Here is a 23,320-nt window from a genome sequence, read left to right on the forward strand (position 1 = left end):
CAAGTGGGCGCGACTCCCCGCGATCACCTTGCGCCAAAGGATATTCAATGTCTCAACCTGCACAATCCGCCGCTGCGCCGCAGTCGGCCGCCGCTGCGCTGCAGTCGGCCAGCGAAGAGCCGCAGGCTCAATCCGTGGGCCTCATTATCGGCGCTGTCGCCGTGACTTTGCTGCTGGCCTCGCTCGGTCAGACCATCGTCTCGACCGCTCTGCCCACCATTGTCAGCGAATTGGGCGGCCTCGAACACCTGACCTGGGTGGTCATCGCCTATCTGCTCAGCTCCACCGTGGTTGCCCCCATCTATGGCAAGCTCGGCGACCTCTACGGCCGCAAGATCGTCTTGCAGGCCGCCATCGTCATTTTCCTTATCGGGGCAGGGCTCTCCGCCTTCGCCAATTCGATGAACTTCCTCATTTTCGCCCGCACCGTGCAGGGCCTCGGCGGCGGCGGCCTCATGGTCGTGGCCATGACCGTGGTGGCCGACGTCATCCCGCCGCGTCAGCGCGGCAAGATCCAGGGTATTTTCGGCGCTGTCTTCGGCGTGGCCACCGTGGTCGGCCCGCTGCTCGGCGGCTTCATCGTCGAACACCTGACCTGGCAGTGGATTTTCATCATCAACCTGCCGCTGGGCATTCTGGCTCTGGCCGTCATCGGCTTTGCCCTCAAGCCCAAGGTGACGCGCGTCGCCCATAAGATCGACTATATGGGCTTCGTCCTGCTCACCGCGGCCCTTTCGTCCTTCGTGCTGGCCACCAGCCTGGGCGGCAATACCTTCCCCTGGTTCTCGGTGGAAATCATCGGACTCGTCGTCCTGTCGCTGGCCGCCCTCGTCACCTTCGTCTGGGTCGAGTCCCGTGCTGCCGAGCCGGTGCTGCCGCTGCAGCTCTTCCGCAACAATACCTTCCTCGTCACCAATGCGGTCGGTTTCCTGGTCGGCATGGCCATGTTCGGCTCCATCACCTTCCTGCCGCTCTACCTGCAGATCGCCAAGGGCATTTCGCCCACCAATTCGGCCTTCCAGCTCCTGCCCATGATGATCGGCCTGATCAGCGCATCGACGCTGTCAGGTTTCATCATGAGCAAGACGGGCCGCTACAAGCTGTTGCCCATGCTGGCCTCGGCCGTGCTGTTCTGCGGCCTGCTGCTGCTGGGCATGATGCAGCTCGATACGCCCGATTGGCAGATCGCGCTCTACATGTTCATCGTCGGCCTGGGCATCGGCCCCATCAATAGCGTCGGCGTCACCGCCACGCAGAATGCGGTGCCGCGCGAACTGGTCGGTGTCGCCACCGCCGGCAGCACCCTGTTCCGCCAGATCGGCGGTTCCATCGGTGTCTCAGTGTTCGGCGCCATCTTCTCCAGCGGTCTTGCCAGCCAGATTGGCGGGACCATGCCGTCCGGCGGCGGCGCCTTCAACGCCCAGGCCATCCAGGCGCTGCCCGAAGCGGCCCGCGCCCAGGTGCTCGAAGGCTTTGCCGCCGCCTTGCACCCGGTCTTCCTCACGGCGGCTGGCGCGGCCATCATCGCCTTCGGCCTCTCCTTCCTGCTCAAGGAAATCCCGCTGGCCACCACCCTGCGCAAGGAACCCGAGGCCGAAATCGAGGCCGAGGAAAACGCCACCGCGGCGGCCGTTGGCGCCTGATCCATGCATCTCCGGACCATAAGATGGTCCGGGGACGCACTTCACCTTCGCTCCGATATGGCCTATCTAAAGACCGCGCGTGGACGACCTCGCGCGGTCTCCATTTTCCCGGCTGGGACGACCCGCCACAAGACGCCATCGAGCGTCGTCAGGAGTAAAATCCCATGGCATGGGTCTATCTCGTCATTGCCGGCATTTTTGAAATGGGTTGGGCCATCGGTCTCAAATATACCGAAGGCTTCACCAAACTCGTCCCCACCTCGCTGACCGTCATCGCCATGGTCATCAGCGTTGCCCTGCTGGGCCTTGCCCTGCGCGACCTGCCGGTCGGCACCGGCTACGCTGTCTGGACCGGCATCGGCACGGTCGGCACGGCTTTGCTCGGCATGTATCTCTTCGGCGATCCGGCCACCGCCGCGCGCCTGGCCTGTATCGGCCTTATCGTCGCCGGCATCATCGGCCTCAAGGTCCTGAGCTAGCGCCGGTCACTTTCGAGTAAATTTCTGGAATTTCAAACACTTGCGCGCGGTGGCGGAATCACCCTGCCATCGCCCTGAATCACTTTCTCAAGCGACCGCACTGTTGCAGGAATGCTCGGGTTCCGCGCCACCGCATCCGCTCCCGGAATTGTTAATGGTCAAATCACCGAACCTTGCTAGATTCGCTTCATAGATTGCCGATCTAGCGTCGCCGGCCCCCATATCTCGGAGAGCAATAGTGCCCTTGCGCTGGCAGGAAGTGGCTGTGCCACTCGTCGTTATCGTTTCGCTGATCGTCCTCAAATATCTCCCCATGACATCCGGTCTGCCGCTCGCCCGCGCCGCTGGCGTCGTCGCCTTCGGCTATGCTGCCTTCCTCGCCCTCCGCCTGGTGCAGAGCGAAGAGGCGGTCAGCGTCGATGGCTGGTCCGAATTGCGCCCCTCCATGGTGGAATATTTCGCCTGCTACGGCGCGGCCGCGCTGGCCGTGGTGCTGATGAGCGCCATCATCGTCATCGGCGGTGTCAGGCATGTCGAACCCACCCAGATGATCGCCACCTTCATCGCTTCGCTGCTGCTGGGCGGCGGAGCTGTTGCCATCGGTCTGGGCGGGCTGTTCACCCGCGTGCGCTGGAACAACAGCCAGGTCGAACACCGCAACGCCTTCGGCCGCGAAACCACTTTGGCCTGGTCCGATGTCCGCTCCGTCCGCCCCAACTGGCGCGGCGTCACCATCGCCACCCACGACAGCAGGCGCGTCACCTTCTCCCAGTTCCACTCCGGCGCCGCCCAGCTTGCCAAGCACGCCACCAACCGCGCCCGCCGCAACACGGAAACCGCCGCCAAGGCCTTCGCCACGCTCTGAGCCGAGAATGACGCCTCGTGGGCACAACGCTGCCCCACGCTCGATGTCATCCCGGCCTTGAGCCGGGATCCATCCCGAGATCGCGCCACAGCCGCAAGGTAGGTGGGCCGCGACCACCGACTTATCCATCTTGTCCCCTCCCACCCAACCGCGCGTATCATCCTGCCATCTTCCGGGATACGGGCGGCGCTGCAGCGACGGGCGTCCGGAAGCCAGCCGGGGGAGTGGAGGTCGCGCTCCGCTCCGGGTCGAGCGGACGAGGCATTCGGGCGGGAGCTACGGTGAACGCTGGGGTCTGCGATCGCGCCGTCCGAGCAAGTCCCGGCATCCCGAGGCGGCTTCCGTCTCATTTTATTACTCAGAGGCGATAGCCGTCTCGGGGTCCGCCCCTGCCATCCTGGCATGCGACTATCCGATAACCGCGTTGCAGGCGGCGCTCGCGCACGCATTCACGCCGCAAATATCATCCATCACCCCAATTCAATTGAGCCCCGCCCCGCCCTCCGGTAACCTCGTGCCATGAACCAGCCCATCGCCATCCGCACCGCCCGCTCGGTCTGCCCGCATGATTGCCCCTCCGCCTGCGCGTTGGATGTGGATATCGTGGACACGCACACCATCGGCCGCGTCCGTGGCGCCAAGGACGATCCCTATACGGCCGGCGTCATCTGCGAAAAGGTCGCCCGCTACGCCGAGCGCGTGCATCACCCCGAGCGTCTGATGCACCCCCTGCGCCGCACCGGCCCGAAAGGCAGCGGCCAGTTCGAGCGGATCACCTGGGATGAAGCGCTGGACGAAATTGCCGCCCGCTTCACCGCCATCCAGGCCGAGCACGGCGCTGAATCCATCTGGCCCTACTTCTATGCCGGCACGATGGGTCACGTGCAGCGCGACGGCATCGACCGCCTGCGCGCCGCCAAGGGCTATTCCCGCCAATACGAGACTATCTGCATCGGCACGTCATGGCCGGGCTATATCGCCGGCACCGGCCTGCTCGGCGGCGTCAATCCCGAACAGATGGCCGAGAGTGACTGCGTTGTCATCTGGGGCACCAATGCCGTGCATACCCAGGTCAACGTGATGACCCACGCCATGCGCGCCCGCAAGGAGCGCGGCGCCAAAATCGTCGTCATCGACGTCTACGAAACCGCCACCATGGCCCAGGCCGATATGGGCCTCATGCTGCGCCCCGGTACCGATGGCGCCCTTGCCGTCGCCGTCATGCATGTCCTGCTGCGCGACAATCTCGCCGACCGCGCCTATATGGAAAAATACACCGATTTCAGCCCGGAATTCGAAGCCCATCTGGCCACCCGCACGCCCGAATGGGCGGCTGAAATCACCGGCCTCAGCGTCGCGCAGATCACCGAATTCGCCCATCTCGTTGGCACCACGCCGCGCAGCTATTTCCGCCTCGGCTACGGTTTCACCCGCCAGCGCAATGGCTCCACATCAATGCATGCCGCGCTCTGCATTCCCGCCATGACTGGCGCGTGGCAGCATCGCGGCGGCGGCGCCTTCCACTCCAATTCCGGCACCTGGCAGCTCGATAAATCCGCCATCAATGGCGCCAGGATGCAGAAGGGGGAGCCGCGCTGGCTCGACATGTCCGAGATCGGGCCCATCCTCACCGGCGACGCCAAGGCGCTGAAGCATGGCGGCCCGGTCAAGGCCATGATCGTGCAGAACACCAATCCGGCTGCCGTCGCGCCCGACCAGACGCTGACCCATCGCGGCTTCGCCCGCGAAGACCTGTTCCTCGTGGTCCACGAGCAGTTCATGACCGAAACGGCCGAATTCGCCGATATCGTCCTGCCCGCCACCATGTTCCTCGAGCACAACGACTACTACACGCGCGGCGGCCACACCCGCGTCCTCTATGGCCCCGCCGTCATCCAGCGCCCCGGCGAAACCCGCTCCAATCACGAAGTCATCAACGCCATCGCCCTGCGCCTCGGCCTCGACGACGATATCTTCAAGACCATCGATCGCGATGTCGTCGCTGAAACTTTCCGCCGCTCCGGCTATCCGGCCTTGGAGGAGGTCGAAAAGACCGGCTTCGTCGATCGCGAGCGTCCCGACGCTGCCGCGCGCTTTGCCGATGGCTTTGCCTGGCCCGACCGGCGCTTCCGCTTCGCGCCGAACTGGCAGGATGTCGCCGACAGGAAGGGCTATCTCTGGACCTGCGATCCGGCCGAGCTGCCGCGCTTTGCCGATCACTGGGCCATCAACGAGCCGACGGATGCCGACCACCCATTCCGCCTCGCCACCAGCCCGGCCCGCGCCTTCCTCAATTCGACCTTCAATGAAACGCCCGGTAGCCAGAAGCGCGAAGGCGTGCCTTCGCTCTTCATCCACCCCGGTGATGCGGCGCCCTTGGGCATTGTCGATGGCGAATTTGTCGCCGTCGGGAATATCAGGGGGTCGGTGGATCTCACCGCCCGCATCCGCACCGGCCTGCCCAGGGGCGTCGTCATTGCCGAGGGCCTCCACCAGAACAAGGCGCATCGCAAGGGCAAGGGCATCAACACCCTCACCAACGCCACCCCCGCCCCGCCCTTCGGCGGCGCCACATTCCACGATGCAGCAGTCTGGGTCAGGCGGGCGGACACCCAGTAGCCCTCATGGTGAGGTGCGCTTCTTTAGCGCCTCGAACCACGAGGGCGTGGCACTAGGCGAGGTAAGCACCCCAAAAGAAATACCCGGTCATGATGACCCCATATACAATCACCGCCGAGCGTATCCACTGCGTCGGAATTCGATGGGCATTCTTCGCCGCGACATAACCACCAATGGTCACCCCCACCAGCGCAATGGAGCCATGATACCAGTCGATCGACCCGCTCAGCGCAAACCGGGCCACGGCCACCACCGCCACGATGCTCGACACATAGAGCTTGAGCCCGTTCATGGCATGGATATCGCTCATCCCCGCCGTTGCGAGGAACGCCAGCAGGAGAATGCCCAGCCCGGCATTGAAGAACCCGCCATAGATGCAGACCCCGGCCAGGAATGCCATCAGCAGCACACTGCCCAACGCCTTCATGCCGCGCCCGCCGCCGCTCCTGGCCGCCACGAAGCCGTTGATCTGGTTGCCGAAGACGAACAGCAGCACGGCAAAAGCCATCAGCCAAGGCACGACCAGGTCGAACAACTCGTCCGACACCACCAGCAGCAGTTCCGCCCCGACATAGCCGAACACCGCCGCAATGATGCCATAGAGCACCAGCCGGTCCTTGTACGGCGCCATGGCATGCCAATAGCCCGCGGCCCCGCTCGCATAGCCGGGTAGGGCGGCGTAGGTGTTCGACGCATTGGCGATGACGGGGGGTATGCCGACAAACAGCAACGCCGGAAACACGATGAACGAGCCGCCACCAGCAAGCGAATTCACCGCTCCGCCCAACAGGCCGGCAATCAGCAGGAACAGCGTCTCGATCATCGATATCCCCAATATGAGCGACACAGGCTGCATACGCCGTGGGCAAGGCGTGGCCCAACGCATTTGTCTGATCGCCCCATCACCGGGATTGATCGCATACCCGCCATGCCGTTGACAAAAGCCACCCTCACGCGCATATCCCACTCAGGTCGCTGGCACCCGCCGCTCGCCGGAAGCAATTCCGATGGTGAAGTCCAGTCTCCGAGCAGAAGAACGAACCATTGGTTCATCTTTGCAAGGCGCATCATGGCAAAGCGAGCCCCCATGGAACAGTCGCCTCATTGCAGATGAGAGGACCTATCATGTCGTTTTCACTCGATACCCCTTCCGCCCAGACTCTCAAAGCCGAAGCCAGGGACCTGCGCCAGCAGCGCGCCACTCTCGGCGAAACCCTGTCGCATGGCGCCGCCCTCGAACAGGTCGCCCGCGCCCATGGCTATCGGGACTGGAACACCGCCCGTGCTGCCCTGCCGGATCGCGTCGTCGCGCCCTGGCAGGTCGGGATGCGCGTCAAGGGTCTCTATCTCGATCAGCCCTTTGCCGGCATGCTGATCGGTGTCCAACTCCTCGGCAACATGCAGAGCTACACCGTGACCATCCAGTTCGATACCCCGGTGAACGTCACGCCGACCTTCATGTTCGCCGCCTTGCGCCACCGCGTGGTCTCGACCGTGGATATCCACGGCATTTCCAGCGCGACGCGCGGCAATGGTAACCCGCAGATGGTCCTGCGGCGGGCCTGACCATGACAATGATTGCGGGCAAGGCGGCGTCAGGTCGCCTTGCCTTTCATCGTAAGGTGCCGATATATGATGCGACGTCAATCTAACGGAAGCCGGCAATGACCACCCAGACCAAGCCGATCGAGGCCTATTCCCTGCCCACGCCAAATGGGCAGAAAGTCCACATCATGCTCGAAGAGCTCGGCGTCCCGTGGAATTACCACCGTATCGATATCGGCAAGGGCGAGCAGTTTACCCCCGAATTCCTGGCCATTTCGCCCAATAACAAGATCCCGGCCATCGTTGACCCGGAAGGGCCGGGGGGTGAACCGATCTCGATCTTCGAATCCGGCGCCATCCTCAAATATCTCGGCCTGAAATTCGGCAAGCTCTATCCCACCGACCTGCGCCAGCAGGTCAAGGTCGATGAATGGTTGTTCTGGCAGGTCGGCGGCTTCGGTCCCATGCTGGGCCAGAACAATCATTTCAACGTCTACGCGCCCGAGAAAATCCCCTACGCCCAGAAGCGCTACACCGATGAAACTCATCGCCTGTTCCGCGTGCTGAACACCCAGCTCGCAGGCCGGGATTACATTGCCGGTGACTACTCCATCGCCGACATCGCCTCCATCGGCTGGGCCCAAAGCTGGGAGCGCTACGGCATTTCCAAGGCCGAAATGCCCAACTTCGCCGCCTGGATCGAGCGTCTCAACGCCCGTCCGGCCGTCGAGCGCGGCCTGAACTGGGGCAAGGACACGCCGCAGAAGAGCCTTGCCGACGACAAGGATGCCCAGAAGGTCCTGTTCAACCAGCGCTGATCGGTTACTCGGCCACGGGTTCGGGGATCACCCGGACCCAGTCCTGCCCCTGGCAGATGATGTTGTAGAGCACGCAGCCATTGAGCCGGATCAGGTCCGGCCCCAGCATCTCGACATAGCCCGAATAGGTATTGCCATCCTCGGGATTGTAGATCGCCCCATCATAGACATGCGGCTTCTGGCTAGGCAGCAAAGTCAGGATTTGCAGCCCCAGCATCGGCCGGCTCCGCAGCGCGGGGTCGGGGTTGCGGACGTCGGGAAAGCTTTCCACGGGCATCGCCATGGCCGCGGCATATTCCTCCTCCGTCAATCCCTCGCGCGGCACCACGATCTTGCTGAGCGTGCCGCAAAAGCCCTCCGGGCACAGCGCGATGGTGATTTCGGACAGCTCCAGCGTCTGCCAGATGCCCTCGATCGGATCGAGAATGCGGTTGGGGTCAGGCGCGAAGGGTTCCTGGGCATTGGCACCCGCCATGCCGGCCAGGATCACGCCCGCGCCGATACAAAGTCTCAAGCCGCCGTTTGCCATGCGCTCCACCTGCCGCCGGAGGGTCAATCGCGATTCGTCGCGCCACACGATCTAGCCGCCATTCGTGGCGGCCATAAAGCAAATACCGTAACAATCGCACCGCGCGGCATGCTGGGCCAAAAACCGCTTGCCTTCGCAACCCCCGCCCGCTATCCACCCCCTGCCGGAGAGGTGGCCGAGTGGTCGAAGGCACGCCCCTGCTAAGGGCGCAGGGCTCTAAAGGTCCTCGTGGGTTCGAATCCCATCCTCTCCGCCATCCCCCCAAATATCAGCGGTCGCTGCGCGGATATCGGCAATCAGGTCACGCTGCGCGCTGGTAGGCACCCAGTCGGCGCGGAAGGTCAGCCCGATGGGCCGCGTCGTGTCCGGCAATCGGGCGGGCAGGCGCACGACCATGCCCTGCAGCAGATCGGAGCGGATTTGCAGCCCCGAAATGAAACCGAGATGATCCGTCACCTGAAGGAGTTCGCGCATCAGCACCATCGACCCTGTCTCGACTAGGCTGCTGGGGCGGTTTGGTGCCGAAAATACCTTTTCGAACATGTTTCGCGCCGGTGTGCCTGGGATATTGACCACCCAGGGGAAGCTGGTCAGCTGCGCTGGTTTCAGATCGGCTTCGTCCAGCAACGGATGTTCCGGCCGGCACACCACGATCAACTCGTCTTCGAATAGCGCCTCCTGCACGACCTCACCGGCGGGCGGGGGAATGCGCATGGCGCCGAGCAGGAAATCCACCTCGCCGCGCCGCAATCCAGCGATCAGGTCGTCATAGGGCCCGTCCAGGGCCTGGATGGGCAGGTTGGCACGGCGCCGGCGGAAGCGGGCAATGGCATCGGGCAGGATGGACGACCGCGACAGCGGCATGGCGCCAACGACGATCCGCCCCACCTCGCGACCGGAAAGCTCGCCCAGTTCAGCCTCCGCCTGATAAATTTCGGCAAAGGCCAGTTGCACCGCCTGGGCCAGCCGCAACGCCGGCCGCGTGGCATGCATGCCGCGGGACGAACGTTCGAACAGCTGCCGTCCCGCATCCTTTTCGAGGTCACTGATGGAGCGGTGGACGCTGGGTTGGGCCAGGCCGAGCTTCCTCGCGGCCAAGGTGAAGTTTTCCGTTTCGACCGCAGCGGCCAACGCAGTCAATTGCGAGGATGTGGCGGTCAGGTGCAGGCGAGGGGAGAGATCGCCCAGTGTCGGGTCGAGCAGCGCAAAGGCGCGCCGCACGCGGTTGGCCAGCAGGCCCCCGGCCGCAGTCACCAGCAATCCCTGCGGACTGCGATCGAAGAGCTTGCTGCTGAAATGCTCTTCCAGTTTGCGGATGGATTGGGTTGCGGCTGGCTGTGAGACTGAGCAAAGGCCGGCTGCCTGGGAGATCGATCCGCTATCGACAGCGGCGAGGAATACACGGAGATGCCGCAGATTTGGCTTCATCTCCGTCGCCCGCCCTTGCCATGCCTGATTGTGCGACATCATAGGCTTTGTGCGCTGCCTGGTCCACGCGGTCCTAGAACACGAACCCGTCGAACAGCTTGCGTGCCGTGCGCAACACGGCCGCATTGGTCACCACACCGTTCACGACGCTGGCGATGACGCTCATCTCGCCGGTCGGGTGCTCCACCGAAATCAGCTTCTCTTCGCCATCGGGCACCTTGGCCAGTTCGGCGGCTGGGCCCTCGGGCAACAGGCATGCCGTGGCGACACTGACCGCGCCGAGTACGCCGATGGCATCGTGGCAGCGATGGGGAATGAAGGTGCGGGTGGAGATGGCGCCGCCCGCCACTGATGCCGAGACCATGGTCATCTTGGGCACCGAACTCTTGGTCACGTCACCGAGATTCATCAGCGGCCCTGCCTTGAGGCGGATGGCTTCGAGTTTTTCGCGCAAAGCCGCGTTGGCCTCCAGCGTCTGTGGGCTTTCATTGCCTGATATGCCAAGATCGGCGGCCCGCATGACGACGCAGGGCATGCCATTGTCGATCAGCGTGCAGTCCACGCCCTCGATCACATCCACCGCCTTGCCCGTCGGCAGCAATGCGCCGCAGCTTGAGCCGGCCGTATCGGCAAAGGTGATGGGAATGGGCGCAGCGGTGCCGGGCACGCCATCGATGCGCGCTTCGCCGTCATAGGTGACTTTTCCGCCCGGCGTTTCGACACGCGCCTCTGCCACCTGGCTGGTATTTTCCATGAAGATGCGGACCACGGTTTGCCCATCCCTGGCTTCAACCAGCCCGCGCTCTATGGTGAAGGGACCGACGCCGGCTAGGATATTGCCGCAATTCTGCTGGTCGGTAACCGTGGGCTGGTCGACGAAAACTTGCAGGAACAGGTAATCGACATCGATGCCTGGGCGCTTGGAGCGCTGCACCACCGCGACCTTGGAGGTCAGCGGATTGGCGCCGCCCATGCCGTCGATCTGCCGCGGATCGGGCGAGCCCATGATGCGCAGCAGGAAGGCGTCGCGGTCCTCCGGCAGGTCTTCGGCCAGGAAGTACCCGCCCTTGGACGTACCGCCCCGCATCCACATGCAGGGGACGCCGGGACTAGACATATTTCAGCCCCTTCTCGGCCAGCTTCTCGCGCATCTTGTAGATATCGAGGCCCAACTCCCCCGCGGCAAGCCGCTTGCGCTTGTCCTCCTCGGCGGCGACGCGCGCCTCGGCCTTCTGCGCTACGGCCTCCGCCTCTTCGCGGCGTACCACGCAGACACCGTCGTCATCGGCCACGATGACATCGCCGGGGTTGATCAGTGCGCCGGCGCAGACCACAGGCACGTTCACCGAGCCCAGCGTTTCCTTGACCGTGCCCTGCGCGAAAATGGCCTTGGACCAGACCGGGAATTTCATTGCCGCAAGGTCGGCCACATCGCGCACGCCCGCATCGATGATGAAGCCTTTGCAACCGCGTGCCTGTGCCGAAGTGGCCAGCAGGTCGCCAAAATACCCGTCTTCGCTGGGACTGGTCGGGGCCAGCACCATGATGTCGCCCGCCTTGAGCTGCTCGATGGCAACATGAACCATCCAGTTATCGCCGGGAGGCGCCGAAATGGTCACCGCGCTGGCCGCCAGCCGTGCGCCCGCATAGATCGGCCGCATATGGCTGGCCAGCAGCCCCTTGCGCCCCTGCGCCTCGTGTACGGTAGCGACGCCACAGGCGGCAAGGCGCTCGACGACAGCAGGGTCAGCCCGCTCGATATTCTGGACAACGACGCTCATCACAACTCATCCACGGTGCGCGGATAGATCGACTGGAAACCCTCGGCATATTTGGCCGGACGCCCGCCGGACTGACCGCCGGAATTGCGCGTGAAGTGATTGGCCCGGTTCTCGGCGACGTTCTTGTAATAGTGCCAGAGGTGTTCCTGCCCCTCCATGGCCTGGATGGCCGCCCACTTCTTGTCCCACACATCAGTGATGTCGAGAAACACGTCCGGCTTCCAGTCCATCTGCTCGGTCTGGTGCGGTTCGAACAGGTAGACCTGCGGCGCCCCGAGAATCTTCTGCCCCGGATTGTGCCCCCAGGCCTGACCGATGGCGCGGCATTCGAGCGTCCACTGCGACACATACATATGGTCGGTATTGTAGGGGTCGTATTTGGAATGGGTCATGATGAAGGCCGGCTGCACCGCCCGCATCACATCCACCAGCCGGTCCTTGGCCTCCCGCGTCATCTCCAGCGGGTAATCCCCCAAATCGAAAAACTGGATATCGTGTACGTCGAGCGCCTTGGCTGCATTCTCCGCCTCGACACGGCGACCGGCCTTGACCTTGTCCAGCGTCATCCCTGCCTGCTTCCACAGCTTGGCGCTCTCGCCGCGCTCGCCATAGGAGAGGCAGACCACGGTCACCTCATAGCCTTTGGCGGCGTGGGCGGCGATGGCGCCACCACAGCGCCAGACGAAATCTGCCGAATGGGCACTGACGATAAGGGCTGTCTTGGCCATGAATGCCGATCCTTCCTGCCTGCGGGCATGTTCACGCCATGCTAGGAGATGCGGCAGCAGAAGCACAATTCGAATAGCTGTCGATGATATAAGTTTTGGCTATAGCGCGGCAGATTTCATCGCCGCCGCAATCGAGCGTTCATGCCGCTGTCGAACCGCATGCTCCCGGCTGGCTGCGCACCCAATCTGCTATCAAATTCAGACCATTGTGATACCACTCTCGACAAGTCCGGGCGAACGCCCCTAAGCTCTCTTTAGATGGCTGCTGCCTGCCCCAAACGAGCGGTGCAAAGACCCGCCCGCAGGCCGGCATCCAACGCGTCACGACCATCGGGGTGCGGCTTGGCGCGATAGAAACAGACACCTCAAAGGGAGTTGCAATGTATACGAAGCTTTCCCGGACCGCCTTTGCCGGCCTGGCAGCGGCCCTTCTCGCGACGGCGGCTTTGGCTCTGCCGGCCCAGGCGACAAATCTGCGCATGGCCTGGTCGCAGGATGCCACCGGCCTCGATCCTCATGCCCAGACGGCGTTTTCGTCGCTGCGCCTGCTCGAACTCATCTACGAGCCGCTGGTGCGGAACGATACCAATCTCGACGTGGTCCCTGCCATTGCAGAGAGCTGGGAATTTTCCGCCGACGGGCTGACCCTGACTTTCAAGCTCGATCCCAACGCCAAGTTCAGCGATGGCGCGACCGTGACCTCGGCCGACGTGAAGGCCTCCTTCGAGCGCCTGCTTGATGAAGCCACCGGCGCCGCAGCGCGCTCCAACTTCCTCTCCATCGCCTCGATCGATGCGCCCGATGACGCGACCGTGGTGTTCAACCTGTCCCAGCCTGATGCGCCGCTCCTGGTGGCCATGGCCTCGATCAATGCCGCCATTGTGCCCGCCAAGGCGATTGCCGACGGTTCGGTCGCCACCACCGCATTGGGCTCCGGCCCCTTTGTGCTGGATAGCTGGGAGCCCAATTCCCGCGAGGAACTGAGCGTCAATGCGAACTGGGCCGGCGGCGACATCGCCTACGATGGCATTACCATCTCCGTCCTGCCCGACGAAACCGCCATCCTGGCCTCGCTGCGCGCCGGCCAGACCGATTTCGCCCTGATCAACGATCCGCTGGTGGCGACGCTCGTTCCCAACGAGCCCAACCTGCAGCTCAATGCCGTGCCGGGCCTGGCCTATAACGTGCTCCAGCTCAACCCGTCCCGTCCCCCCATGGACAATCTCAAGGTGCGCCAGGCCATGTCCTGTGCCGTCGATCGGCAGGACATTCTCGATACCGCCCTGGTGGGCGAGGGCAAGGTCACCGGTCCCCTGACCATGCCGGCCTATGCCAGCGATCCCTCGACGCTGTTCTGCTACGAGCAGGACCTGGAAAAAGCCAAGGCCCTGATGGCCGAAGCCGGCGTTGACGGCTTCTCCGCCAAGGTCATCGCCGCCACCGGCGAACCCCCGGTCGCTTCGGCCGAGGCGCAGGTGCTGCAGAGCCAGCTGGCGGAAATCGGCATCAAGCTCGAAATCGAACTGATGGAACTCAATGTCTATGTCGACCGCTGGCTAGCCGGCGATTTCGACATGGCGGTAGCCCTCAATGGCGGTCGCACGGACCCCTATCCGATGTACAACCGCTACTTCACCAAGGACGGCAACCTGCTGAAAGTGTCCAACTTCACCGATGACGAGATCGACAGCCTGCTCCAGCAGGGGCGGGTGGAGACCGACATTGCCAAGCGCAAGGAAATCTTCCAGCAATTCGAAGCCCGCCTGACCGAACTGTCGCCGTGGATCTGGCTGTCCACGTCCAATATCTACACGGCGCAGCTCAAGACCATTTCCGGCTTTGAATCCTCCGCCACCGGTACGCTCTTCGGGCTGACCAAGGTGACGCTGGGGCAATAGCCTCGCATTGGGCGGGCCTGCGGGCCCGCCTTTCTCCTGCCTCCACGGATTGACACCATGACCTATCTGGCGCGGCGGCTCGTCACCTTTCCGCTGATCCTGCTCGGCGTTTCGCTGCTGGTGTTCTTTTCCATCCGCATGATTCCGGGCGATGCCATCACCGCCATGCTGGGCACCGAGGCGGGCCTGCTGACCCCGGTGCAGCGCCAGGCGTTGGCGGAATATTTCGGCATCGACCAGCCCGCCGTCGTGCAATATGGCCGCTGGCTGTGGGGCGTGCTGCAGGGCGATCTCGGCCTGTCGGTGACCTATGGCAAGCCGGTGCTATCAATCATCCTCGATCGCTTTCCGCTGACGCTGGAACTGGCTCTTCTTTCCATGGTTATCGCCCTGGGCGTGGGCATTCCGGCCGGTGTGCTGGCGGCAACGCGCAGCGAGCGGCCCGCCGATGTCATGGTGCGCATCCTCGCCATGCTCGGCCAGTCGACGCCCGGCTTCGTCATCGGCCTCGTCATCATCTACGTGCTCTCGGTCTATTTCGGCTTCATTCCGGCCATGGGCAGCTTCGCCTCGCTGTGGAGCGACCCGCTGGCCAATCTGGGCCAGTTGATCTTCCCCGCCATCACCCTGGGCTTCGCCTTCGCAGCCTCGGTGACCCGCATTTCGCGCGCCTCCATGCTCGACGTGCTGAGCGACGATTATATCCGCACCGCCCGGGCCAAGGGCGCGTCGGCGCGCAGCGTGGTCTGGCACCATGCCCTGCCCAATGCGCTGATCCCGGTGGTGACGCTGAGCGGGGTGGAATTCGGCTACCTGCTCGGCGGCGCCGTGATCGTCGAGCAGATATTCGCTCTGCCCGGCCTCGGCCGACTGACGCTCGACGCTATCGGCCAGCGGGATTATGCGCTGGTGCAGGGCTGCGTGCTGTTCATTGCGCTCAACTTCCTCGTCGTCAATCTGCTGGTCGATCTCGCCTATGCCGCGCTCGACCCGCGCATAAGGCTGGGAGCGCGCTGATGCGGATCCTGCGCGCCATCGCCGCCCACCCCACCGGCCGTATCGGCGCCGGCATCATCCTGCTCTATCTGCTGCTGGCGCTATGCGGCACCATCGGCTTCACCCCGCACGATCCGCTGCAACAGTTCCGCATCGACCGCCTGCAGGGCCCCAGCGCCACCTATCTCATGGGCACGGACCTGTTCGGCCGCGACACGGCCAGCCGCCTCATGGTGGGCATCGGCCAATCCTTCCTCATCGCCTTTGCCTCGGTGGGGCTGGCCAGCCTTGCCGGCACCATTATCGGCCTGCTGGCCGGCTGGTGGGGCGGCTGGCTCGACGGCGTCTTCATGCGCTCCATGGACGTGCTGCTGGCCTTTCCGGCAATCTTGCTGGCACTGCTGATCATCGCCATTGTCGGGCCGGGCACCTTTACCAGCGTCGTGGCTATTGCCGCGGTCTATACGCCGATCTTCGCCCGCGTCGTGCGCGGGCCGACCCTGTCACTCAAGCGCCGGGAATTCGTCGATGCCGCACGGACTTTCGGCAGTTCCGAGCGCTATATCCTCAGCCGCCACCTGCTGCTCAACCTGGTGGCGCCTCTCACCGTACAGGTGACGCTGGCTCTGGCCTGGGCGCTGCTGACCGAGGCGGGCCTGAGCTTCCTCGGGCTGGGCACCCAGCCGCCCGCGCCCTCTTTGGGGCTGATGATGAGCGAGGCGCGCAACCTCATGCAGCAGGCGCCGTGGCTGCTGGTCTTTCCGGGCCTCACCATCATGCTGGGCATTCTCGGCTTCAACCTGTTCGGCGATGCCCTGCGCGACATTCTCGATCCTCGTACGCAGGAGCGGCCGGCATGACCTCGCTCCTTTCGGTCCGCGACCTCAGCGTGGGCTTCGGCCGCGATCCGGCCACCAACCCGGTCGTGCGCGGCGTCAGCTTCGATCTGGCGCCGGGCGAAACCATCGCACTGGTGGGTGAAAGTGGCTCGGGCAAGTCGGTGACGGCGCTGTCCATCAACCGGCTGGTGGATTTCGGCGGTGGTCGCATCGTCGGCGGCACCATGGCCTGGACAAGGCCGGACGGTTCGACATTCGATCTGGCACAGGCCGATGAGCGGGCGCTTCTGGGCCTGCGCGGCCGCGAGATCGGCATGATCTTCCAGGAGCCGATGACCTCGCTCAACCCCGTCCACACGGTGGGTGCACAGATCGAGGAAGCCTTCCGGCTCAATCGCGGCCTCGAAGGCCGGGCCGCCTCCGACGCGGCGCGCGAGGCGCTGGACCGGGTGCGCATTCCCGATGCGGCGCAGCGCATGAAATATTACCCGCATCAGCTCTCCGGCGGCATGCGCCAGCGCGTGATGATTGCCATGGCTTTGGCCGGCAATCCGCGCCTGCTGATCGCCGACGAGCCGACCACTGCGCTTGATGTGACGGTGCAGGCCCAGATCATGGCTTTGCTGGCCGAGCTCAAGGCCGAGCTGGGCATGGCGATGATCTTCATCACCCACGATATCGGGCTGGTTGCTGGCATAGCCGACAGCGTCATGGTCATGCAGGATGGCCTCGTGGTGGAGCAGGGGCGGCTCGACGCCGTGCTCGACGCCCCGCAGCATGACTATACGAAACATCTGCTCGGCGCTGTGCCGCATTTCACCGGTGGCCAGGCGGTGCGCCGCGACCACCAGCGGTCGCCTGACGTAAAGCCGGCCGTAAAGGTCGATGACCTTGTCGTCCGCTTTCCCATCGGCGGCGGCTGGTTCTCGCGTGATGCCGGGGCCATCCATGCCGTGGAGGGCGTTGGCTTCGACCTCGTGCCGGGCGAAACACTTGCCATCGTTGGCGAAAGCGGCTCCGGAAAATCCACCACGGCCCGCGCCATCCTGGGCCTGACCGAAGCCACACGCGGCGCTATTGTCACCGCGCCGGGCCGCCATGGCCGGCCGGTACAGATGGTGTTCCAGGACCCCTTTGCCTCACTGAACCCGCGGCTCGATGTGGCTGCCCTGCTGGCAGAGCCAGCCATTGCCGCCGGCATGAAGGTAGATGCCGCCCTGCGCCAGCGCATGCTGCAATTGCTGGAGCGGGTCGGGCTGCCCGAGGATTCCCTGTCGCGCTATCCGCACCAGTTTTCCGGGGGGCAGCGGCAGCGGCTGTGCATCGCGCGGGCGCTGATGCTCAACCCCGATGTGGTTGTGCTGGACGAGGCCGTGTCGGCGCTCGACGTGTCGGTGCAGGCCAAGGTGCTCGACCTGCTCATTGATTTGCAACACGAATTCGGCCTGGCCTATCTGTTCATCAGCCATGACATGGCGGTGGTCGAGCGCATCGCCCATCGGGTGGCGGTGATGTATGCCGGGCAGGTGGTGGAAATCGGCGCTGCCGCCGCAGTACTGGCGCAGCCGCAGCACAGCTATACCAAACGCCTGATCGCGGCGGTGCCCGGCATCGAGCGGCGGCGGCAGCGCTATAATGTGGATACGACGGCGGTGCCGTCGCTAATCAAGCCCAAGGGCTACGAGCCCGGCCCGGCACAGTGGGTCACGGCGGGCGACGATCATCTGGTTAGAGTAGAATAATCATGGGTTTAGATGAAAAATTCGACCGCGCTTTCGCCCTGCTGGCCGAGGCGGTTGCGGCAGGAAAAATCCCCGGCGGGGTGCTGGGGCTGGTCGATGCGTCCGGCAAACGGGTGACGCGGGCCATTGGCGAAGCGCAGAAAATTCCGGTTTCCCGGCCGATGACGGAGGACACCTGGTTCGACCTGGCCTCGCTGACCAAGGTGCTGTTCACGACGCCTCGTATTCTGGCTTTAGCGGCGGAGGGACGGATCGATCTCGATGCGTCGCTGACGACTGTTATTCCGGATTTCGCGCAGTACAATCCCGATAACTGGCAACGAAAAATCACGTTCCGCCAGTGCCTTGGCCACCAGACGCCGTTTCCGGGTGTGTTTCCGCTCTATACCTATGGCGACGATCCCAACCGGCTGCGGCATTTCGTTTTGCAGCGGGATTGGAAGGCGGGACCTGCGGTTTATTCGGACATCAATTTCATTCTGCTCGGCATTGCCATCGAGCGGCTGGAGGGCAAGACGATCAGGAATATCGAGCCGGGACAGGGGTTTGCTTGGAGTGTCGACCCCGACAACGCGGCGGCGACAGAGCATGATCCGTGGCGGGGACGGGTGCTGTTCGGGGAGGTGCATGACGAGAATTGCGCTGCCTTGCAGGGCTCGGGCCATGCCGGACTGTTCGGCACGGTTTCGTCCGTGCTGGCGTTCGCATCTGGGGCGCTTAATGCTAACGGACTGTTAGCATTAAGCGTGCCGCTGATGCGAACACCGCTTTCGGCGCGCCGCACCCATGGCTGGGAGCGGCCCTATGAAGGCTGGTCGGGCGGCGAGCGGAATTCGCCGGGCACGATCGGCCATACCGGCTTCACCGGCACCGGCCTGTGGCTCGATTTCGATCGCGGCCACGCCTGGACGCTGCTGACCAATCGCGTTCACCCGACCCGGCATTTCGACAGCGGCATCTTCGCCCTGCGCCGCGCCGTGGGCGACGCCATCAATAGCGAGGAATGACCATGGAGCCGATCTGGACGATAGGGCTGATGACCGGGACGGTGCTGGACGGCAATATCGACATTGCCATGGTCCGCACCGATGGCGAGACCATTGCCGAATTCGGACCCTATACTTTGGCGCCCTATAGCGCCGAGGTAAGGGCGCTGCTGGAGGAGACGCTGGCGGCGGCGCGGGCGTGGAATTTCGTGGGGTCGGACCCGGAGATTTTTACGCGGGCGGAAGAAGCGCTGACGCGGGCGCAGTCGGAGGCGGTGCTGGATTTCGTCGCGGCGCAGGGCATGGCGATGGGCGATATCGGCGTGGTGGGCTTTCACGGCCAATCGGTGCTGCATCGGGCGCCGCAGCCCGGGCGGATCGGCGAGACGCGGCAATTGGGCGATGGCGCGCTGATGAGCCGGATGCTGGGGACCAAAGTGGTCTACGACTTCCGCAGCGCCGATGTCCGTGCAGGCGGGCAGGGGGCGCCGCTGGCGGCGGCCTATCATCAGGCGCTGCTGCGCAAACTGGGCAAGACCGATGGCGCGACGGCGGTGCTCAATCTGGGGGGCGTCGCCAATGTGACCTATTGGGGTGGGGCCGATACGCTCATTGCTTTCGATACCGGGCCGGCCAATGCGCCGATCAATGATTTCATGAAGGCGCGGGGTCTGGGCGAGATGGACCGCGACGGGGCACTGGCGGCGAGCGGGACGGTGGACGAGGCGCGGCTGGCCAAGCTGCTGGAGCATCCGTATCTGACGGCGGTCTATCCCAAGTCGCTCGACCGGTTTGATTTCCCCGCCAGTATCGGTGACGGGCTGGACGATGCGACCGGGGCGGCGACGCTGACAGCGTTTACCGCTGGGGCGGTGGGCAAGGCGCTGGATATGCTGCCGAGCCGCCCGACGCGGCTGATCGTGTCCGGCGGCGGGCGGCATAATCCGACGCTGATGCGGATGCTGGCGGAGCGAGCTGGCGTCGAGGCAGTGGATGCCGATGCGGTCGGCTGGCGCGGGGATGCGGTGGAGGCGGAGTGTTTCGGGTTTCTGGCGGCGCGGGTGCTGCGGGGGCTGCCGATCAGTTTTCCCACGACGACGGGGGGTGAAGGCGGCTATGACGGGCGGGAGGGTTGTGGGGTAGGGGGGAACCGAAGCGCCTGTGGCCCCACCCCACCCTCGGTCCCTCCCCATCAAAGGGGAGGGAGGCGCATGCCGACATTCCCGGTTTCACTCAACGCTCCGCAAACACCGAACGGGCTTCCCTCCCCCTTGTGGGGAGGGAATGAGGGTGGGGGTGTCGAGCTCTCCGCGGACTCGGTGTTTGTGGAGTCTTCGACACCCCCTCCCTAGCTCTGCTACGGCCCTTTGGGCCGAGCGACGCTACCCTCCCCTCAAGGGGGAGGGTGGGCAGGAGCGGAGGTTTTCGTGCCTATAGAGCCTTCTGTAGGAACGTCCGTGTGCGGCCCTTGGGAAAATCTGGGAGGGCACCGAACGGCATGTAGCCGGCGCGCTGGTAGGTTTTGAGCGCCACCGGATTGAACGTGTCGATCCATGCGGCGTGACAGCCGCGGTTGCGGGCTTCGGCCTCGGCACTTTCGAGCAGGCGGGCGGCCCAGCCCTGGCCGCGCTGGCTCTCGTGCAGCCAGAGCCATTGGATATAGAGCCAGCCCCAGGCGGTGTAGCCGGAGAGGCCGCCCAGGATGGTGCCGGCTTCGTCGCGCAGGAGGACGGCGAGGGGCTGGCGGTTGGCGGGGCCGACATCGCTCTCGTTGAAGGCGGCTAGGCCGTCGCCGATGGTGGCGAGGTCTTCCGGACTGGGGCTGGCGGTGAGGGTGAGGTTCACGGCATGGGCCGGATGAAGTGGTTGTCCGCGATCCGCACGATTTCCGGTTGCGGCAGCGCCGATTGGCGGCGGATGGTTTCGATCTGGCTCAGTTCCTCGCCGGCTTCGGAGAAGCGTTTGTCGGGATCGGGCACGGCGGAGAGCAGGAGGCGCGTGTAGGGGTGCTGGGGATTGCCCAGTACGGCTTCCATGTCGCCCCATTCGACGATCTGCCCGGCATACATGACCATGATGTCCTCTGCCACATAGCGGGCGGTGGCGATGTCGTGGGTGATGTAGAGTAGGGCCAGGCCAAGCTGGGCTTTCATGTCGTTGAGCAGGTTGAGGATGCCCAGGCGCACCGAGACGTCGAGCATGGAAGTGGGCTCGTCGGCCACGATGACCTGTGGGTTCACCGCCAAGGCGCGGGCGATGGAAATGCGCTGGCGCTGGCCGCCGGAGAGTTCGTGGGGGAACTTGGCCATGAGCTGGGCCGGGTCAAGCTTGACGCGCTGGAGCAGTTCCTCGACGGCGGCGCGGCGCTGGGCGCGAGTGAGATTGCGCTGATGCAGGCGCAGGGGGCGGTCGAGATGATAGTGGATGGTGTGGGCCGGATTGAGCGAAGCGAACGGGTCCTGGAACACCATCTGCACCGAGGAGCGGTAGGCCTTGAGGGCCTTGCCGTCGGCTCGGCCCATGGGCGCGCCGCGAAACAGCAACTGGCCCTGGTCGGGCGTATATTCGCGCATGATGAGGCGGGCGGCGGTGGTCTTGCCGGAGCCGGATTCGCCGACCAAAGCCAAAGTGCGGCCGGAATGGAGGGCGAAGGAGACCGCGCGGGCGGCATAGACCTCGCCGAACACCTTGGAGACATTGTCGAGGGCGAGAATGGGCGCGTCAGTCATGGAGCCACCTCGCCGGTGATCTGGACGCCGTGCAGGCGCGGCATAGAGGCCCAGAGCTTGCGCGTATAGGCGTGCTGGGGCGCGTGGTAGATGGTCTGCGCATCGTTGACCTCGACCAGCTCGCCTTCGAGCATGATGCCGATGCGGTCGCTGACCTGCACCATCAGGCTCAGGTCATGGGTAATGAACAGGACCGAGAAGCCGAGCTGCTTGCGCAGCACGTCGATGCGCTGCAGGATTTCGCGCTGCACCACCACGTCGAGCGCGGTGGTGGGCTCGTCCATGATCAGCAGCTTGGGATTGAGCGCCAGGCAGATGGCGATGACGATGCGCTGGCGCATGCCACCCGAGCATTGATGCGGATAGGCAGAGAGCCGGTCGGGCGAGATATCGACCAGCTTCAGGAGTTCGGCGGCCCGGGCGCGCGACGTGGCGCGGGATGCCCCTGTATGGGTGCGCAGGACATCGTAGAACTGGTCTTCGATGGTCAGCACCGGATTGAGCGAATTCATGGCGCTCTGGAACACCATGGCGACTTCGCGCCAGCGGAATTTGCGCAATTCGGCATCATCGAGCGTGAGCACGTCGCGGCCATCGACCAGGATCTGGCTGCCCTTGCGGATGAGCGCGGGCGGGCGATGCAGGCGGCTGACGGCGAAGGCGATGGTGGACTTGCCGCAGCCGGACTCGCCGGCCAGGCCGAAGAGTTCGCCGGGGGCGATGTCGAAGCTCACATCCTTGACCGCATGGAAGTCGGTTTCGGCGCCGATATAGTCGATGTTGAGATTGCGGACGGAGAGGACGGGACTGGTCACAGCTTGCCCTCCCCAGCACTGACAAGGCCGACCCAGCGGGCGAGCATGCCGCCGGTCCTGAGGCGCGGATTGGCGATTTCGTCGATGGCGAAATTGACCAGCGCTAGGCCCAGGCCGAGCAGCGCGAGGGCGAGGCAGGGCGAGAGCAGGTCCCACCAGGCGCCGACCGAGAGGGCCGAGGCATTCTGCGCATTGTAGAGCATGATGCCCCAGGAGACGGTGTTGGGATCGCCCAGGCCGAGGAATTCCAGGGTGGCTTCGGCGATGACGGCGAAGATGATGCTGCCGATGAAATTGATGCCGACGATGGAAATGAGATTGGGGAAAATCTCAAAGGCCATGATGCGCCAGCCGGGCTCGCCCAGCATTTCGGCTGACTTCACATAGTCGCGCTGGCGAATGGAGAGGGTCTCCGAGCGGGTGACGCGTACGCCCCAGGCCCATGAGGTGAAGCCCAGGATGACGGCGATGACCAGCGGGCTCGCCTGGCCGATAAAGGCGGCCAGCACCAGCAGCAGCGGCAGGTTGGGGATGACCAGGACCATATTGGTGAAGAAGTTGATGACCTCGTCGATGACGCCGCCCTTATAGCCGGCGATGATGCCCAGCACCGTGCCGATGACGGTGATGAGCAGGCCCGCGCCGATGCCGACGGCGAGCGATACGCGGGCGCCGTGGACGAGGCGGGAGAAGACGTCGTGGCCGAGGCGGGTCGTGCCCAACCAATGCTCCCATGACGGCGGCTGGTGCGGGCGGCCGACGCGCTTGACTGGGCTGTATTCGGTGAGAACAGGCGCGAAGATCGCCACGAGAATGATGAGCACGAGAATGGCGAGGCCGATGACGGCCTTCTTGTTGTGGAGCAACTGGCGCAAGAGGG

Annotated in this window: 21 protein-coding genes, 1 tRNA gene and 1 pseudogene; 13 read left to right on the forward strand and 10 right to left on the reverse strand. The window is 64.4% G+C overall.

All coding sequences use genetic code 11. The features are described 5' to 3' along the window. The first annotated feature begins 47 nt into the window (after positions 1 to 47). The 4 genes from FPZ08_RS03320 (at position 48) to FPZ08_RS03335 (ending at position 5,606) form a co-directional block, all read left to right on the forward strand. Positions 48 to 1,643 carry an MDR family MFS transporter gene (locus FPZ08_RS03320; protein WP_146288663.1) on the forward strand — a complete coding sequence of 532 codons (1,596 nt, stop codon included), beginning with the start codon at positions 48 to 50 and terminating at the stop codon, positions 1,641 to 1,643. A 164-nt stretch (positions 1,644 to 1,807) separates the two neighbouring features. Next, on the forward strand, positions 1,808 to 2,122 hold the full coding sequence (gene sugE / locus FPZ08_RS03325) for a quaternary ammonium compound efflux SMR transporter SugE (RefSeq protein WP_146288664.1): 315 nt from the start codon (positions 1,808 to 1,810) through the stop codon (positions 2,120 to 2,122). A 238-nt stretch (positions 2,123 to 2,360) separates the two neighbouring features. Further along, positions 2,361 to 2,987 carry a PH domain-containing protein gene (locus FPZ08_RS03330; protein WP_146288665.1) on the forward strand — a complete coding sequence of 209 codons (627 nt, stop codon included), beginning with the start codon at positions 2,361 to 2,363 and terminating at the stop codon, positions 2,985 to 2,987. Between the two features lie 519 nt (positions 2,988 to 3,506). Beyond that, a complete protein-coding gene (locus FPZ08_RS03335) occupies positions 3,507 to 5,606 on the forward strand; it encodes a molybdopterin-containing oxidoreductase family protein (protein ID WP_146288666.1) in 2,100 nt (699 codons plus the stop codon). Positions 5,607 to 5,658: 52 nt separating this feature from the next. Here the strand turns inward: FPZ08_RS03335 and FPZ08_RS03340 are convergent, their stop codons facing one another. Next, a complete protein-coding gene (locus FPZ08_RS03340; RefSeq protein WP_146288667.1) occupies positions 5,659 to 6,429 on the reverse strand; it encodes a sulfite exporter TauE/SafE family protein in 771 nt (256 codons plus the stop codon). 302 nt (positions 6,430 to 6,731) lie between these two features. On the opposite strand from FPZ08_RS03340, the gene FPZ08_RS03345 reads away from it, so the two are divergent. Then, on the forward strand, positions 6,732 to 7,172 hold the full coding sequence (locus tag FPZ08_RS03345) for a glyoxalase superfamily protein (protein WP_146288668.1): 441 nt from the start codon (positions 6,732 to 6,734) through the stop codon (positions 7,170 to 7,172). 98 nt (positions 7,173 to 7,270) lie between these two features. Next, complete coding sequence (locus tag FPZ08_RS03350) at positions 7,271 to 7,969, forward strand: glutathione S-transferase family protein (RefSeq protein WP_146288669.1); 699 nt, start codon at positions 7,271 to 7,273, stop codon at positions 7,967 to 7,969. Positions 7,970 to 7,973: 4 nt separating this feature from the next. Here the strand turns inward: FPZ08_RS03350 and FPZ08_RS03355 are convergent, their stop codons facing one another. Further along, positions 7,974 to 8,498 (reverse strand): DUF2147 domain-containing protein, encoded by a 525-nt coding sequence (locus tag FPZ08_RS03355; RefSeq protein ID WP_146288670.1) that lies wholly within the window; start codon positions 8,496 to 8,498, stop codon positions 7,974 to 7,976. Between the two features lie 165 nt (positions 8,499 to 8,663). Between FPZ08_RS03355 and FPZ08_RS03360 the strand changes: the two genes are divergently transcribed. After that, positions 8,664 to 8,754 (forward strand) — tRNA-Ser (locus FPZ08_RS03360). Here FPZ08_RS03360 and FPZ08_RS03365 read toward each other — a convergent pair. The 4 genes from FPZ08_RS03365 to FPZ08_RS03380 all read right to left on the reverse strand — a co-directional run bounded on the left by FPZ08_RS03365 (position 8,715) and on the right by FPZ08_RS03380 (position 12,435). Next, positions 8,715 to 9,926 (reverse strand): LysR family transcriptional regulator, encoded by a 1,212-nt coding sequence (locus FPZ08_RS03365; protein ID WP_146288671.1) that lies wholly within the window; start codon positions 9,924 to 9,926, stop codon positions 8,715 to 8,717. The two genes, FPZ08_RS03360 and FPZ08_RS03365, sit on opposite strands and share 40 nt — an antisense overlap. A gap of 73 nt (positions 9,927 to 9,999) precedes the next feature. Next, positions 10,000 to 11,043, reverse strand: a complete 1,044-nt coding sequence (locus FPZ08_RS03370) for a 4-oxalomesaconate tautomerase (RefSeq protein WP_146288672.1) — start codon at positions 11,041 to 11,043, stop codon at positions 10,000 to 10,002. After that, positions 11,036 to 11,707, reverse strand: coding sequence for a 4-carboxy-4-hydroxy-2-oxoadipate aldolase/oxaloacetate decarboxylase (locus FPZ08_RS03375; RefSeq protein ID WP_210246853.1), 672 nt, complete (start codon positions 11,705 to 11,707; stop codon positions 11,036 to 11,038). Before FPZ08_RS03375 ends, FPZ08_RS03370 begins: the two co-directional genes overlap by 8 nt. Further along, entirely contained in the window at positions 11,707 to 12,435 is a 729-nt protein-coding gene (locus FPZ08_RS03380) for a PIG-L deacetylase family protein (protein ID WP_146288674.1), read from the reverse strand. The genes FPZ08_RS03375 and FPZ08_RS03380 overlap by 1 nt, the downstream gene beginning before the upstream one ends. A gap of 380 nt (positions 12,436 to 12,815) precedes the next feature. On the opposite strand from FPZ08_RS03380, the gene FPZ08_RS03385 reads away from it, so the two are divergent. The 6 genes and pseudogenes from FPZ08_RS03385 to FPZ08_RS03410 form a co-directional block, all read left to right on the forward strand. Then, positions 12,816 to 14,333 carry an ABC transporter substrate-binding protein gene (locus FPZ08_RS03385; protein WP_146288675.1) on the forward strand — a complete coding sequence of 506 codons (1,518 nt, stop codon included), beginning with the start codon at positions 12,816 to 12,818 and terminating at the stop codon, positions 14,331 to 14,333. A gap of 57 nt (positions 14,334 to 14,390) precedes the next feature. Continuing rightward, on the forward strand, positions 14,391 to 15,350 hold the full coding sequence (locus FPZ08_RS03390) for an ABC transporter permease (RefSeq protein ID WP_146288676.1): 960 nt from the start codon (positions 14,391 to 14,393) through the stop codon (positions 15,348 to 15,350). Further along, positions 15,350 to 16,189: an ABC transporter permease gene (locus FPZ08_RS03395; protein ID WP_146288677.1), complete on the forward strand. Its 840-nt coding sequence runs from the start codon at positions 15,350 to 15,352 to the stop codon at positions 16,187 to 16,189. Before FPZ08_RS03390 ends, FPZ08_RS03395 begins: the two co-directional genes overlap by 1 nt. Beyond that, complete coding sequence (locus tag FPZ08_RS03400) at positions 16,186 to 17,910, forward strand: ABC transporter ATP-binding protein (protein WP_146288678.1); 1,725 nt, start codon at positions 16,186 to 16,188, stop codon at positions 17,908 to 17,910. Before FPZ08_RS03395 ends, FPZ08_RS03400 begins: the two co-directional genes overlap by 4 nt. 2 nt (positions 17,911 to 17,912) lie before the next feature. Beyond that, the gene (locus FPZ08_RS03405) at positions 17,913 to 18,917 is read left to right on the forward strand and encodes a serine hydrolase domain-containing protein (protein ID WP_146288679.1); all 1,005 of its coding nucleotides are present in this window, start codon (positions 17,913 to 17,915) and stop codon (positions 18,915 to 18,917) included. A gap of 2 nt (positions 18,918 to 18,919) precedes the next feature. Further along, positions 18,920 to 19,999, forward strand: a pseudogene (locus FPZ08_RS03410) (anhydro-N-acetylmuramic acid kinase); the annotation flags it as partial. Between the two features lie 328 nt (positions 20,000 to 20,327). Here the strand turns inward: FPZ08_RS03410 and FPZ08_RS03415 are convergent. The 4 genes from FPZ08_RS03415 to FPZ08_RS03430 are packed head-to-tail and all read right to left on the reverse strand — an operon-like array spanning position 20,328 to position 23,315. Beyond that, complete coding sequence (locus FPZ08_RS03415; protein ID WP_146288681.1) at positions 20,328 to 20,741, reverse strand: GNAT family N-acetyltransferase; 414 nt, start codon at positions 20,739 to 20,741, stop codon at positions 20,328 to 20,330. Beyond that, the gene (locus FPZ08_RS03420) at positions 20,738 to 21,625 is read right to left on the reverse strand and encodes an ABC transporter ATP-binding protein (RefSeq protein ID WP_146288682.1); all 888 of its coding nucleotides are present in this window, start codon (positions 21,623 to 21,625) and stop codon (positions 20,738 to 20,740) included. The genes FPZ08_RS03415 and FPZ08_RS03420 overlap by 4 nt, the downstream gene beginning before the upstream one ends. Further along, a complete protein-coding gene (locus FPZ08_RS03425) occupies positions 21,622 to 22,440 on the reverse strand; it encodes an ABC transporter ATP-binding protein (protein WP_146288683.1) in 819 nt (272 codons plus the stop codon). Before FPZ08_RS03425 ends, FPZ08_RS03420 begins: the two co-directional genes overlap by 4 nt. Beyond that, positions 22,437 to 23,315: an ABC transporter permease gene (locus FPZ08_RS03430; protein ID WP_146292917.1), complete on the reverse strand. Its 879-nt coding sequence runs from the start codon at positions 23,313 to 23,315 to the stop codon at positions 22,437 to 22,439. The genes FPZ08_RS03425 and FPZ08_RS03430 overlap by 4 nt, the downstream gene beginning before the upstream one ends. Positions 23,316 to 23,320: the final 5 nt, after the last annotated feature.

Source organism: Devosia ginsengisoli (assembly GCF_007859655.1).
Classification (GTDB): domain Bacteria; phylum Pseudomonadota; class Alphaproteobacteria; order Rhizobiales; family Devosiaceae; genus Devosia; species Devosia ginsengisoli.

What these genes read in the sequence shown, in the direction of transcription:
- FPZ08_RS03385 (WP_146288675.1), top strand. Translation starts at nt 12,816, where the DNA reads ATGTATACGAAGCTTTCCCGGACCGCCTTTGCCGGCCTGGCAGCGGCC.
- FPZ08_RS03340 (WP_146288667.1), bottom strand. Translation starts at nt 6,429, where the DNA reads ATGATCGAGACGCTGTTCCTGCTGATTGCCGGCCTGTTGGGCGGAGCG.
- FPZ08_RS03355 (WP_146288670.1), bottom strand. Translation starts at nt 8,498, where the DNA reads ATGGCAAACGGCGGCTTGAGACTTTGTATCGGCGCGGGCGTGATCCTG.
- FPZ08_RS03400 (WP_146288678.1), top strand. Translation starts at nt 16,186, where the DNA reads ATGACCTCGCTCCTTTCGGTCCGCGACCTCAGCGTGGGCTTCGGCCGC.
- FPZ08_RS03335 (WP_146288666.1), top strand. Translation starts at nt 3,507, where the DNA reads ATGAACCAGCCCATCGCCATCCGCACCGCCCGCTCGGTCTGCCCGCAT.
- FPZ08_RS03345 (WP_146288668.1), top strand. Translation starts at nt 6,732, where the DNA reads ATGTCGTTTTCACTCGATACCCCTTCCGCCCAGACTCTCAAAGCCGAA.
- FPZ08_RS03420 (WP_146288682.1), bottom strand. Translation starts at nt 21,625, where the DNA reads ATGACTGACGCGCCCATTCTCGCCCTCGACAATGTCTCCAAGGTGTTC.
- FPZ08_RS03350 (WP_146288669.1), top strand. Translation starts at nt 7,271, where the DNA reads ATGACCACCCAGACCAAGCCGATCGAGGCCTATTCCCTGCCCACGCCA.
- FPZ08_RS03375 (WP_210246853.1), bottom strand. Translation starts at nt 11,707, where the DNA reads ATGAGCGTCGTTGTCCAGAATATCGAGCGGGCTGACCCTGCTGTCGTC.
- FPZ08_RS03380 (WP_146288674.1), bottom strand. Translation starts at nt 12,435, where the DNA reads ATGGCCAAGACAGCCCTTATCGTCAGTGCCCATTCGGCAGATTTCGTC.
- FPZ08_RS03365 (WP_146288671.1), bottom strand. Translation starts at nt 9,926, where the DNA reads ATGAAGCCAAATCTGCGGCATCTCCGTGTATTCCTCGCCGCTGTCGAT.
- FPZ08_RS03405 (WP_146288679.1), top strand. Translation starts at nt 17,913, where the DNA reads ATGGGTTTAGATGAAAAATTCGACCGCGCTTTCGCCCTGCTGGCCGAG.
- FPZ08_RS03395 (WP_146288677.1), top strand. Translation starts at nt 15,350, where the DNA reads ATGCGGATCCTGCGCGCCATCGCCGCCCACCCCACCGGCCGTATCGGC.
- sugE (WP_146288664.1), top strand. Translation starts at nt 1,808, where the DNA reads ATGGCATGGGTCTATCTCGTCATTGCCGGCATTTTTGAAATGGGTTGG.
- FPZ08_RS03370 (WP_146288672.1), bottom strand. Translation starts at nt 11,043, where the DNA reads ATGTCTAGTCCCGGCGTCCCCTGCATGTGGATGCGGGGCGGTACGTCC.
- FPZ08_RS03390 (WP_146288676.1), top strand. Translation starts at nt 14,391, where the DNA reads ATGACCTATCTGGCGCGGCGGCTCGTCACCTTTCCGCTGATCCTGCTC.
- FPZ08_RS03320 (WP_146288663.1), top strand. Translation starts at nt 48, where the DNA reads ATGTCTCAACCTGCACAATCCGCCGCTGCGCCGCAGTCGGCCGCCGCT.